We start from the raw sequence: 12,634 nt of genomic DNA on the forward strand, positions 1-12,634 counted from the left end.
GCGAAAAATGTTTCACTTGGTTTACCAGCTTCTGAACTTCACCGGCGGTTCATAAAGACCATCGGACCAGTCCACCAGATCATCTATGCTCTTTGCTGCCAGCAGAGAACGTTTTGCATCCGTTCGCTTGATCTTAAGATCCTCCGGAAATGCAACCACGCCGTCTTTTCTCAGCTTTTCCGTGATCTCAGACCCGCTTCCTTTTCCAAGAGGTGTTACCCCTGCAATTGCAGCTAACGCCTGTTTCCGTTCTTCTTCATTCTGAGCTTTGTATAAATACGCGATTCCTTCTTCTGTTACCACATGAGTGACATCATCCCCATATACCATGACCGGTGCGATGGGGAGCTTGGCATCTTTTCCTACTTTTATGGCATCCAGGGATTCTACAAAAACAGGTTTATTTCCCTGCTGGAAGGTTTCCACCATCTGGATGACCAGCTTTTTCCCGCGCTGGATGTCACTTTCGCCTGTTATCATATTTAACCAGGCATCGGAAGCGTGTCTTCTTCCGTGAGGATCGGAACCCATATTCGGGGCGCCGCCGTATCCGGCCAGCCTTCCGAGTGTAACGGTGGAGGAGTTGCCGTAAAAATCCATCTGAAGGGTGGAGCCTACAAATGCATCGACTGCATATTGTCCGGCCACCTGGCACATGGCCCGGTTGGAACGAAGACTACCGTCTTTTCCTGTAAAGAAGACATCCGGTCTTGCTGCAACGTATCGTTCCATTCCCAATTCTCCGCCGAAGGAGTGTACGCTTTCCACCCAGCCGCTCTCAATGGCAGGGATCAGTGTGGGGTGGGGATTCAAAGTCCAGTTCTTGCAGATCTTCCCTTTTAAACCAAGGGATTCTCCATAGGTGGGAAGGAGCAGTTCAATGGCTGCGGTATTAAAACCAACCCCGTGGTTTAAGGACTGTATGTGATGCCGTTCGTAGATTCCCCGAATGGCCATCATGCCCATAAGAATGTGCATTTCACTGATCTGTCTGGGATCTCTGGTGAACAAAGCCTCTAACTGGTACGGTTTATCTGAAACAACAATAAAATCCACCCAGGAGCCAGGAATATCCACTCTTGGAAGTTCCTCTGTCAGCTCATTGACCTGGGCAATGACGATTCCATCCCGGAAAGCGGTGGCTTCAACAATTGTCGGAGTCTCTTCTGTATTGGGACCTGTGTAAAGATTGCCGTGGCTGTCTGCCTTATCGGCTGCAACTAAAGCAATATTTGGTGTTAAATCCACAAAAAGCCTTCCATATAACTCAAGATAAGTATGAATGGAACCGACCTCAATGGAACCGTCCTCGATCATCTGGGCCATACGAAGACTCTGAGGTCCTGCAAAGGAAAAATCCAGCAGTCTGGCAATTCCTTTTTCAAAAATATCCAAGTGCTCCGGCCGTGAAATACTTGACATCACCATGTGCAGATTGTTTACTTTGGCGGAATCCACGTGGCTGAGCGCATCGGAGAGAAAAGATGCCTGCTTTTGGTTGTTTCCCTCTAAAGCAACGCAATCTCCCGGCTGAATCAGAATTTCAAGCGCGTCCACAATTTTATTGGTCGGGATCACCCGTCCCTCTGTCAGACGTTTCATCTTGGAAATCTGTTGCGCCTTTTTGTCACGGCGCGTAGTCCATGAACGTGCAGAACCATTCATTTCATTTGATTGATCCATGTTATATTCCCCTTTCTTCCAGCAACATTTCTTTGACTTAAATATAAACCAAATTTATTTATTCTTTATATGTGATTATAACCTTGAAATACAGGGGGTGTCTAATATATAATAATGTATTGGATTGATACATCAGAATGTATAGAAGGGGGATAAAATGGAATTATTACAGCTTAAATACTTTCAGACCGTAGCACGGCTTGAGCATATGACACTGGCAGCAGAAGAACTTCATATTCCTCAGCCTGCACTTAGCAAAACCATATCATCATTAGAAAAAGAGCTTGGAGTTTTGTTATTCGACCGACGGGGGAAATATATTTACTTAAACGAATTTGGAAAAACATATTTAAAAAGAGTGGATCAGGCCTTGTCCGCCCTTGAGAACGGAAAACATGAACTGGAAGATTTGACCGGCAAAGAATTGGGTGACATAAAGCTGTTAATCCTTTCCGCTTCTCCGTTAATCCCTGATCTTCTGGCTTCCTTTTCCAAACTTCATCCCCACATAAATTTTAACCTGATCCAGCATTTCTCAACTTCTGTCTCCATAACAGATTTTGACTTATGCATCTCTTCATCTCCGTTAAGAATCAATCACATCACCTCTCTCCCGTTGATTACTGAGGAAATTTTCCTGGCTGTTCCGTTGGACCACCGGTTTGCCGGTCGCAAATCCATTAAACTATTGGAGGTGGCTGACGACAACTTTATCAGTCTGACACGGGGAAAGGATTTAAGAACCATCACAGATATTTTTTGTAACGATTCCGGATTCAGCCCTAATATCATCTTTGAAAGCGACGATCCCGCAACGGTCCGGGGATTAATCAAGGCCGGACAGGGGATCGCATTCATTCCGGCAATCTCATGGGGGAATTATATCGGCAATTCCATCTCTCTTTTGCATATTGAGGAACCGGTATGTGAAAGAACCATTTCATTGACCTTTAAAACCGGACATTATCTGTCCCAGGCTTCCTGTTTATTCCGGCAATTCACCCTGGACTATTTTGCCTCCATTGATTCCAAACAGGAACTAAATGGTGAAGCTCTCATCTGAACTCTTATATACCATCCAAAAAACGAGACTGCCAAAGAATTGGACAGTCTCGCTTTCTACTTTATGAATAAAATAACCGGTTTACTGCACTGAAGATCCCACGGATGGAGGCTCTGGTAATATTGGAGCTGATTCCCACGCCGTAGGTTGCCTTTCCTGACTTCACATCCAGCAAGTGGATATAGGAAGCAGCCTTCGCACCGGAACCTGAGGTCAGTGCGTGTTCGTAGTAATCAAGTACCCGGATCTCTATGTCAAGCTCTTTCTCAAGACCTTTTTGTACGGCATCAATGGGACCGTTGCCAACGCCCTCGAAGATCTTTTCTACGCCGTGATCGCTATAGCGAACCTTGACAAGTGTGGAGAATTCCACATCCTCCTCTGCCTCTGTAATCTGTGCTTTGAGAAAATGAATGGGTTCTTTTTTATCGGTGTAATTGCTCTTGAATTCGTCAAGAATCTGCTCTGGAGCAACCTCTCCCTGCTTCTCGGAAATCGCCTGAATAACATCTGCAAACTCCTTGTGCATTCCTTTTGGAAGCTTGAAGCCATAGAAGGTATCCATAACAAATGCCACACCGCCCTTGCCGGACTGGCTGTTGATCCGTACCACAGGCTCATACTGCCTTCCGATATCGGCCGGGTCAATGGGTAAGTAGGGAACCTCCCAATAAGGATTCTTTCTGTCCTTCATCGCCTTCAGGCCCTTATTAATGGCATCCTGGTGGGAACCTGAGAAAGCGGTAAATACCAGCTTTCCGGCATATGGATGTCTTGGTCCCACCTCCATCTTGGTGCACCGCTCATAGACATCAATGATCTCACGGATATTTTCAAGATGAAGCTCCGGGTTGATCCCCTGGGAGAACATATTATAGGCAACCGTTAAAATATCCAAATTTCCCGTCCGCTCTCCGTTGCCTAACAACGTGCCTTCCACTCTCTGTGCACCGGCAAGAAGGGCAAGCTCGGCAGCAGCGATCCCGGTCCCCCGGTCGTTATGAGGATGAACGCTCAAAATGATGCTGTCACGGTCTTTGAAATGGGTATTCATCCATTCAATCTGGTCTGCATACACATTGGGCGTGGTCATCTCTACGGTACTTGGAAGATTAAAGATGATCTTCTTATCCGGAGCGGCCCCCCAGGTCTCCTGTACTGCCGTACAGATATCCAGAGCAAATTCCAGTTCTGTTCCGGTAAAGCTTTCCGGAGAATACTCAAGAACCACTTCTCCATCAAAATCCTTCATGTACTGCTTTACCCATTGGGCTCCCTGGACAGCAATGGCTTTGATCTCATCCATATCTTTATGGAACACGACCTCGCGCTGTAAGGTGGAGGTGGAATTATAGATGTGAACAATGGCCTTCTTGACTCCCTTTAAGGCTTCAAACGTTCTTTTCACCAAATGCTCTCTGCACTGTACCAGAACCTGAATCACAACATCGTCTGGAATCAGCTTTCGCTCCACCAGCTGTCTTAAAAAATCAAATTCGATCTGAGAGGCCGCCGGAAAACCGACCTCAATCTCTTTAAAGCCCAGTTTCACTAAAAGATGAAACATCTCAATTTTTTCTTCCACTACCATTGGCTCTGTCAAAGCCTGATTTCCATCTCTTAAATCCACGCTGCACCAGACCGGTGCTTTCTTGATTTCGTTGCCGGGCCATTGTCTCTCCGGATAGTTCAATACCGGTACCCGCTTATATCTTTCATAGTTCAACATGTCTTATCTCCTCCATTATCATTCACTCGTCTGTCTGTTCCGGTCTCACGCCGGATTCTCCTTAAAGCAATGCATCTGTTAAAAGTTTTCTTCAAAACGATCACAGGCTTTGGAGTCGATAAATCACGCTGTACTTCTTGACAATGAACAACGTGGTCTTTATAGGTCTAACCCCATCTTCATCATTCCTTTTCATTAAAATCACAAGCCGTGCTCTGATAATGCGTCACGGTGAAGTGTTATGTTATTATAGCATGACAAAAGAAGGCTTACAACAGAAAAATAAATTTTCTGCTGTAAGCCTTCTTTTGTTATTTACTGAGCTGCAGAAGCTTACTTTTCAGTTCGCCTTCCATTCGGGCAAGTTCTGCTTCCGCTTCCCTGCGTTTTTGTCTTCCTTCCGACTGAATCCGAACCACTTCATCCAACGTGGATATCAGGGATTCGTTGGTCTTTTTAAGGGTCTCCAGATCCACAATGCCCCGCTCCGATTCCCTGGCTGTTCCGATGGTTGCGGTCTTTAATACCTCCGCATTCTTCCGCAGAAGCTCATTGGTCATGTCCGTCACCTCGCGCTGGGCTTTGGCGGCTTCCTCGGAATGGTTGATACCGATGGCAAGCACCATCTGGCTCTTCCATAAGGGAATGGTATTCACAAGTGTGGACTGGATCTTTTCCGTCATCATCGTATCATTGTTCTGGACCAGCCGGATCTGAGGTGCCATCTGAATGGAGATCATGCGGGTCAGCTCCAGGTCATGGATCTTCTTTTCAAAACGGTTTATCATGGCAGCCAGATCGTTGGCTGCCTGGGCATCTTCCGGAAGACCGCTTTTGGCCGCCCGTTCCATAAGCATAGGAAGCTCCTGCTTCTGCGCCTTCTCAAGTTTTCTTTTTCCCGCAAGAATATACATGGTCAGTTCCTTAAAATACCTGGTGTTTAAGTCATACATCTTGTCCAGCAAAGCGATATCCTTTAAAAGCTGGATCTGATGATTTTCTAATACCTTGCAGATCTGATTGATATTGGCTTCTGCCTTGGCATATTTTACCTTCATGCTTTCCAGACGGTTCACACTCTTTTTAAAGAAGCCAAAAAATCCTTTTTCCTCTTCATCCACTTCAAATCCTTTTAATTCCACCACCACATCCGAAAGCATCTGACCCACTTCTCCCAGGTCCTTGGATTTTACATTCTCAAGGGCTGTTTCTGAGAAATCGGCAATTTTTTTCTGTGCACCGGCCCCGTACTGAAGGATCAGATTGGAATCCATAAGATCAATCTTTTCTGCGAACTCAGATACGGTCTTCTCTTCCTCCGGAGTCAGGTCTGCTTCCGGGGCAAGGTCTGCCTCTTTAGCCAATGGGACCTCATTGCCGGGAACAACTGGGTCTGAAAGCGGCGTCAGAGTCAGTTTTGGTGTTTCTTTCAGCATATCTTCCATTTCTTTCCTCATTCTACTTTCCTCCTGTAAAATCACTTTCTGCAAAGCCATCCTTCTTTAACATGGTCTGAAGCACCGATGCGTCTGTGGTAACATCAAGAACCGCATCTTCATATAAATCATCAAGAAGCCGTTCAAATGCCTTCTGAATGGTATCCAGGGTTTTTTCAATCTCCTCTTTGGCAGAGGTCACATTGTCTCCCCTTGTCCCGGCACTGTCAAAATCCCGGTAAGCATTGACAAGTTTTACGGTGGTGGGAAGGTAATACTCCATAAAACGTTCCATTTCATTGACCTGCTCCGGATGCTTTTTGACGGATTCAAAGATCCGCCGGATCACATCCTCCAGACCAGAGATCTTCCTTGAGATAACTTCTCCGGGAATGGCATCATTGGCTTCTTTTAATGTCCGTAAATAGTTTTGCCCTGCTGCTAACATTTTTTCAAAATCTTCGGAGAACGTTTTCGTTTCTTCCTTTGACTCTTCCTGTTTTCTTTCCTTTAATGCTCTCTGGGTTTCCAGATACTGCCTGTATGTGGCTTCGCTTAAAATGAGACAGGTCTTCTGCTCATCCATATACGCCTGGGGAAACACATTCCGCTCGATCATCTTCTGAATGTCCTTTCTGACAAAATCCTTTGATTTCCCCACCAATGGAGCCAGCTCGTCAATGGAACAGTATAACCTTTTTCCTGCCTGCTTCGCATAAAGCCTGGCTCTTTTTAAACGGCTGCCTATAAAAATCCCGCTCCGCAGCATGAGTCCAAAGGTGATGCCCAGGGCACCAAGGAACAAAGAAGCGCCTCCGATCACCCATGCCTCCGGCCTTGCAATGAGAGCGATGATCCACATGACCAGAAAGATGACCAGCATAAATCCCAGGCCGATACTGCCAAACACAGTAAATAAAACTCCGGCCACCCGTTCGCTGTTATTGATTCTGACCACGTCTTCCCCAGGCTTTCCCTGGCGGCCCCGGCCAGTCTCACCTCTTTCTTTCTCACTGGTCTGGAATGCCCGGTATCCCGGCTGCTGACGTTTCTTTTCCTTATCCTTATAAGTTTTTGTTTTCTCATTGGTATGACTTCGGTAGGAACGGTTGTAGGAAAAAGTTCCGAAATTCCCCTGGTTCCTCATATGGCTTCTGGCTTCCTCAATGGCGTCATTGACGGTATCGGAAATGGTTCTGTTCAGTTGTTTAAAATCCATGGAATTAATCGCATTTTCTACCGAATCCAGGATTTTGTCTCCTAAATTTGACGAATCTCTTTTATCCATTCTTCCTGATCTCCCAAAATCTTTCATTTTATAAAATTAATCATATCACGAAAGATATGAATTTACAACGAAGGGGCAACGTAAAATATATGGAAAAGCAAGCTGGCTTTCTGTAACCAAAGCCGGCTTGCTTTCGTTCAATCGTTATTTATGAATATTATGGAATCAAATGTCCCTTTGCCCTCATCACTTCAATCACCTGATCCACGTATTTCTCACAGGTATGGATGTCCTCAGCCTCAACCATCACACGTACCACCGGTTCCGTACCGGACTGGCGGAGTAAGATCCTTCCGCTTTCGCCAAGCGCTTTTGTTACGTTCTCCACCTCTGCCTGAACAGCTTCGTCTTCCTGTGCGGCAGCCTTATCGTAGACCCGTACATTTTTCAGGACCTGGGGGAAAATCTCCAGCTCAGAAACAAGCTTTGCAAGGCTTTCCTTTTTCTCCAGAATGACCTCCATAATCTTTAAAGAGGTAAGAATCCCGTCACCGGTGGTGGCATGTTTGCTGAAAATGATGTGACCGGACTGCTCACCGCCCAGACAGTTTCCGTATGTCACCATATTTTCGTAAACATACTTATCCCCTACTGCCGTCTTATCGTAATCAATGCCTTCCCGTTCCAGAGCTTTATACAAACCGAAATTGGACATGATGGTGGTCACGACTTTGTTGTTCTTTAAGGTGCCCTGCTCTTTCATGTACTTTCCGCAGATATACATGATGCCATCCCCATCCACCACTTCTCCGTTCTCATCCACTGCCAGACAGCGGTCTGCATCGCCGTCATAAGCAAACCCTACGTCAGCTCCCACTTCCTTAACAAATTTCTGAAGCTGTCCGATGTGGGTGGAACCGCAGCCGGTATTGATGTTCAAGCCGTTCGGCTCGTTGCTGATCACATGGGTTTCCGCCCCCAAAGCGTCAAATACATTCTTTGCAATGGCAGACGCACTTCCGTTTGCACAGTCAAGCGCTACCTTTTTATTCTTAAAGGATCTGGTTGCGGTGGAGATTAAATAACCGATGTAGCGGTTTCTTCCTGCCGCAAAATCTACGGTGCGGCCGATCTTATCCTGTGTTGCAAGGGGAAGTTCTCCCATCTCCCCATCCAGATATCGTTCAATTTCAGAAATTACGCTTTCTTCCAGCTTTTCTCCCTTTTCATTCATGACCTTGATCCCATTGTCATAATAAGGATTGTGGCTGGCAGAAATCATGATCCCGCAGGAAAAGCCTTCGGTTCTTACCACGTAGGAAACGCTGGGAGTCGTGGTGACGTGAAGCAGATACGCATCGGCACCGGAAGCGGTCAAGCCTGCCACCAGGGAATATTCAAACATATAGCTGCTTCTTCTTGTGTCTTTGCCTATTACGATCCTGCAAACTTCATCCGGCTTCTTCTTTCCGTAGTACCACCCCAAAAAGCGGCCTACCTTATAAGCATGTTCTACGGTCAGTGTGACATTCGCTTCTCCACGGAAACCGTCAGTTCCAAAATATTTTCCCATATATTTTCTCCTTTTTTACCAGTCTGCAGTTTATACAGAATTATATGTAATATACCATACAACTCTCTATTTTTCAACCTGAGGTACCTGGAAGACGCCTGGAGCAAAAGGGCACAAAATCGCAGATTTTACTTTCCATTATTTTCCATTTCTTCTATAATTATCGTTTTTCTTCAAAAAAATACAATCTTTTGTAAGCTGCGCTAGACTTTTTCCTTATTTTTCTATATACTTTAAAATAAGAAAATGTCATTTTGGAGATGCTTATGAAAAATCAGGAATCTGTCATCTATGTAAATATGCTGGGTGGATTCTCCATATCCATCGGAGACAAGGCGATTGTGGATAAGAACAACCAGGCAAAAAAACCTTGGAGCCTTTTAGAATATCTTATTACTTTTCGGGGCCGGGACATTCCGGTAGAAGAACTTATTGATTTATTCTGGAAAGACGAAACCAGCAACAATCCGGCAGGAGCATTGAAAACGCTTATGTTCCGTGTCCGGAAACTTTTAGAACCTCTCGGATATCCTACTCAGGAACTGATTTTCCAGAACCGCAAGGCCTATGGCTGGACAAAAGACCTGACCACCATCTGCGATACCGACCGTTTTGAAGATCTGTGCGTCCAATCAGAAGCACCGGACCTTACTGCAGAAAAGCGTCTTTCCCTTTGCCTGGAAGCATTTTCGCTGTACAAGGGAAACTTTCTTCCAAAATCCGAATGGGAATCCTGGGTGATACCGATCCACACCTATTATCACACCCTATATCAAAAGCTGATTAACCGAATCCTTAAAATGCTTGAGGAAAAAAAGGACTACCCTACCATGATCGACATCTGTCAGCAGACCATTTCCATTGATCCTTATGGGGAAGACGCTCATTATTACCTGATCTGCGCCCTTTATCAGAGCGGAAACCAGCTCATGGCAATGGAACATTACCAGCGGGTCAATGACATGTTCTACAATGAATTTGCCATCACCCCATCCATCCGTTTTAAAGAGCTTTATAAATTGATCAGCGATAAAAAACATGGGATCACCATGGATTTAAGCACGATTCGGGAAATCCTTCTGGAGGGAGGCTCAAACAAAGGCGCTTTTTGCTGCGAACCGTCTGTCTTCCGTGATATCTACCAGCTGGAAACCAGAGCCATTGAACGAACCGGCGATTCCATCTTTTTATGCCTGTTGACCATCAGCAATTTAAAGGGAGAGCTTTTAAAACCGGCGGTTCAGACAAGGGCCATGGACGAGCTTGGGGAATCCATCCGCAACTCGCTGCGCCGCGGGGATATTTTCAGCCGCTACAGCGTCAGCCAGTATTTAATGCTTCTGCCCACCGCCACGTATGAAAACGGGGAAACGGTACTAAAAAGGATCATACAGAACTTTAAAAAAGAGTACTCAAGAAAAGATTTATCAATTACCTATTCGTTGCAGAGCGTTACACCGAATTAGGCTTATGTCCCAAAAGGACCATTATTTACTCATAGGAGGAACCAAATGTTACAGGACGATTTTATCACTCTTACTCTTGAAAAGAAAAAGAATATTGCACTCATCGCTCATGACAATAAAAAACATGAGCTGATCTGCTGGTGCAGGGAACATCTGGAAATATTAAAAAAACACAACCTTTGCGGCACCGGCACCACCGCCCGTATGATCACCGACCAGACAGGCCTTGTGGTAAAAGGATATAACAGCGGACCCTTAGGCGGAGACCAGCAGATTGGGGCCAAAATCGTAGAAGGACGGATTGATCTGGTGATTTTCTTTGCTGACCCCCTGACCGCCCAGCCCCACGACCCGGATGTAAAGGCTCTCCTGCGTATTTCCCAGGTGTATGATATTCCCATTGCCAACACAAAGGCTACGGCTGATTTTATTATCACCTCACCGCTTATGGAAACCACCTATGAACATGAGGTGATTAATTTCAACAAGAATGTTCATGATCGTGCAAATAGTTTATAAAATTCAAATTATATGTTTTAATAAAATAACAAAGGCAGAACCCTTTTACCAGAAAGGAGGCTGCCTTTATTTTTATTTCCCTATCCGAACACCAGCTTGCACAAGGCCTTGTATTCCTCATAGGCCGGATATTCCTCCATTCCGGTGAGACGCTCTGCAATTCCCTTATAGTACCAGGCGTGTTCCGATTTATTTTTTTCATTAAAACGCTGCCAGACTTTATCTCCCATCAAATAATAGTCTCTTGCAGTGGAGCGTAGGTTGCTCAGCTTGTCCGCCAGTACCAGGATCTTACAATCTTTGGAAGCGTTCTCCAAATGAAGGAGTGTGGCAGTTTTCCGCTCTTTCCAGCTTTTTGATTTATCTTCCGTTTCTTCCATAACCAGCCTGGTCACCCGGGAGCCAAATTCTTTCAATAGCTCTGCTTCGGTGACACCGGCATCTTCCACCACATCATGCAGAAGTGCGGCACAGATCAATTCTTCATCTGACACCATCACGGAAACAATGACTGCAGTTTCTAACGGATGGACGATATAGGGAATTTTCGTCCCTTTGCGGTAGGTTCCCTCATGGGACCTGGCTGCAAATGCAGCCGCTTTCTCGACCATACTGATTCTCCTTTAGTTGTTTCTTAATATAGTAGCACAATTTTTTCTGGTTTAACAGGGAATCTTGTAAAGTTGCAGATAAAATACAGGCATGCATATCCGATAACATTTATTTTTCTATTCATTCCTGACTGAATTTTTAAAGATGGGGAATAATACCAATGAAGTTTTACTTTTTTTAATAAAAAATCAAATCAGGAGGTTACTTATGGGAATTATCGGTTGGATTATCATTGGGGCATTGGCCGGTTGGCTTGCCAGCATGGTTACTGGAAATAATAAAAATATGGGAGCATTGTCAAATATTGTGGTAGGTATTATCGGCGGTTTTATTGGTGGATTCGTCATGAATCTGCTGGGCGGAGTCGGCGTAACCGGCTTTAATCTTTGGAGCCTTTTGGTTGCCTTTATCGGTTCCCTGATCTGCTTGTGGATCTTTAATAAAATCAACAATAAAAATTAACAATCGTTTTTTATCTGTCTCATCCCCTTCAAACAGGCTTAAACCGGACATCTCGTAAGAATAAATTAAATTATTACAATTTACTGGTTCATCTTGTAAGATTCCCTGTTTTCTGCTATGCTAGGAAACGAAAATACAATCAGGAGGAAAGTGAATCAGTATGAACCAGTATAACAATCAATCAAGGCCAAGCCGCAGGCAGCCAAACTCCCAAAACCGGCGAGATGGGGGAAGACATGGTTTTCTTTCGGTCCTTCTGTTTTATGTGCTGCCTTTTATCGTTATCAATGGTCTGATATTTTTTGCGGTAACGGAAAAACCAAAGGCTGATGTGACCATCGGTGAAAGCAGCGATTATATTTCTACTACCATGGAACTTAAAATCAAATCTCTCCTTCCGATCAAGACCATGGAAGTGTCTCTGGATGGAACACCTGTGGAGATTACAAAAACAGGTTCCAAAACCTACACTGCGAATTTGAAAAATAACGGGGTGCTGGAAGTAAAGCTTACCTGTTTTAATAAAATGAAGACCATTATGTATGACCAGGTCAATGTGCTGGATGATACACCTCCTGTGATCAAGGACAAGTTATTTAAGGACGGGGTCCTTTCCTTCCGTCTGGAGGACAGTCAGTCGGGCGTGGATTTTGGTTCCATTACTGCTTCTAACGAGGACGACCCTGATATTCTTCCGCTGTCCATTGACAGAAGTACCGGGCTTGTGATGTTTGAGATCAAGAAAGAGAATTTAACCATTTCCGCAAAGGATAAGATCGGCAATGAGATGCATATCACATATAATCCCAAAGGGGAGAATATAGAAGATGAGGAAATGGATGGTATTTGAGAGAAAAGAGACT

General features: G+C 44.9%; 11 protein-coding genes. 5 read left to right on the forward strand and 6 right to left on the reverse strand.

The annotated features are described in order from the left end of the window. Positions 1-21 precede the first annotated feature (21 nt). A complete protein-coding gene (gene mdcA, locus VIG27_RS15045) occupies positions 22-1,683 on the reverse strand; it encodes a malonate decarboxylase subunit alpha (protein WP_394523340.1) in 1,662 nt (553 codons plus the stop codon). A 157-nt stretch (positions 1,684-1,840) separates the two neighbouring features. On the opposite strand from mdcA, the gene VIG27_RS15050 reads away from it, so the two are divergent. Further along, a complete protein-coding gene (locus VIG27_RS15050) occupies positions 1,841-2,746 on the forward strand; it encodes a LysR family transcriptional regulator (protein ID WP_394523342.1) in 906 nt (301 codons plus the stop codon). Positions 2,747-2,807: 61 nt separating this feature from the next. Here the strand turns inward: VIG27_RS15050 and leuA are convergent, their stop codons facing one another. The 4 genes from leuA to glmM all read right to left on the reverse strand — a co-directional run bounded on the left by leuA (position 2,808) and on the right by glmM (position 8,712). Continuing rightward, the gene (leuA, locus tag VIG27_RS15055; RefSeq protein ID WP_394523345.1) at positions 2,808-4,475 is read right to left on the reverse strand and encodes a 2-isopropylmalate synthase; all 1,668 of its coding nucleotides are present in this window, start codon (positions 4,473-4,475) and stop codon (positions 2,808-2,810) included. Between the two features lie 311 nt (positions 4,476-4,786). Continuing rightward, entirely contained in the window at positions 4,787-5,932 is a 1,146-nt protein-coding gene (locus VIG27_RS15060) for a toxic anion resistance protein (protein WP_394523346.1), read from the reverse strand. Between the two features lies 1 nt (position 5,933). Beyond that, positions 5,934-7,199, reverse strand: a complete 1,266-nt coding sequence (locus tag VIG27_RS15065) for a 5-bromo-4-chloroindolyl phosphate hydrolysis family protein (RefSeq protein WP_394523347.1) — start codon at positions 7,197-7,199, stop codon at positions 5,934-5,936. Positions 7,200-7,356: 157 nt separating this feature from the next. Further along, on the reverse strand, positions 7,357-8,712 hold the full coding sequence (glmM, locus tag VIG27_RS15070; RefSeq protein ID WP_394523348.1) for a phosphoglucosamine mutase: 1,356 nt from the start codon (positions 8,710-8,712) through the stop codon (positions 7,357-7,359). A 266-nt stretch (positions 8,713-8,978) separates the two neighbouring features. On the opposite strand from glmM, the gene VIG27_RS15075 reads away from it, so the two are divergent. Both VIG27_RS15075 and VIG27_RS15080 read left to right on the forward strand, forming a co-directional pair. Continuing rightward, positions 8,979-10,178 (forward strand): BTAD domain-containing putative transcriptional regulator, encoded by a 1,200-nt coding sequence (locus VIG27_RS15075; RefSeq protein WP_394523349.1) that lies wholly within the window; start codon positions 8,979-8,981, stop codon positions 10,176-10,178. 45 nt (positions 10,179-10,223) lie between these two features. Beyond that, positions 10,224-10,697: a methylglyoxal synthase gene (locus tag VIG27_RS15080; protein WP_394523350.1), complete on the forward strand. Its 474-nt coding sequence runs from the start codon at positions 10,224-10,226 to the stop codon at positions 10,695-10,697. Between the two features lie 80 nt (positions 10,698-10,777). Here the strand turns inward: VIG27_RS15080 and VIG27_RS15085 are convergent, their stop codons facing one another. Next, a complete protein-coding gene (locus tag VIG27_RS15085) occupies positions 10,778-11,308 on the reverse strand; it encodes an HD domain-containing protein (RefSeq protein WP_394523352.1) in 531 nt (176 codons plus the stop codon). 208 nt (positions 11,309-11,516) lie between these two features. On the opposite strand from VIG27_RS15085, the gene VIG27_RS15090 reads away from it, so the two are divergent. Further along, positions 11,517-11,771 (forward strand): GlsB/YeaQ/YmgE family stress response membrane protein, encoded by a 255-nt coding sequence (locus VIG27_RS15090; RefSeq protein WP_394523353.1) that lies wholly within the window; start codon positions 11,517-11,519, stop codon positions 11,769-11,771. Positions 11,772-11,931: 160 nt separating this feature from the next. Next, positions 11,932-12,621 (forward strand): hypothetical protein, encoded by a 690-nt coding sequence (locus VIG27_RS15095; RefSeq protein WP_394523355.1) that lies wholly within the window; start codon positions 11,932-11,934, stop codon positions 12,619-12,621. The last annotated feature ends 13 nt before the right edge of the window (positions 12,622-12,634 follow it).

The organism is Lacrimispora sinapis (assembly GCF_043633585.1).
Taxonomy (GTDB): domain Bacteria; phylum Bacillota; class Clostridia; order Lachnospirales; family Lachnospiraceae; genus Lacrimispora; species Lacrimispora sinapis.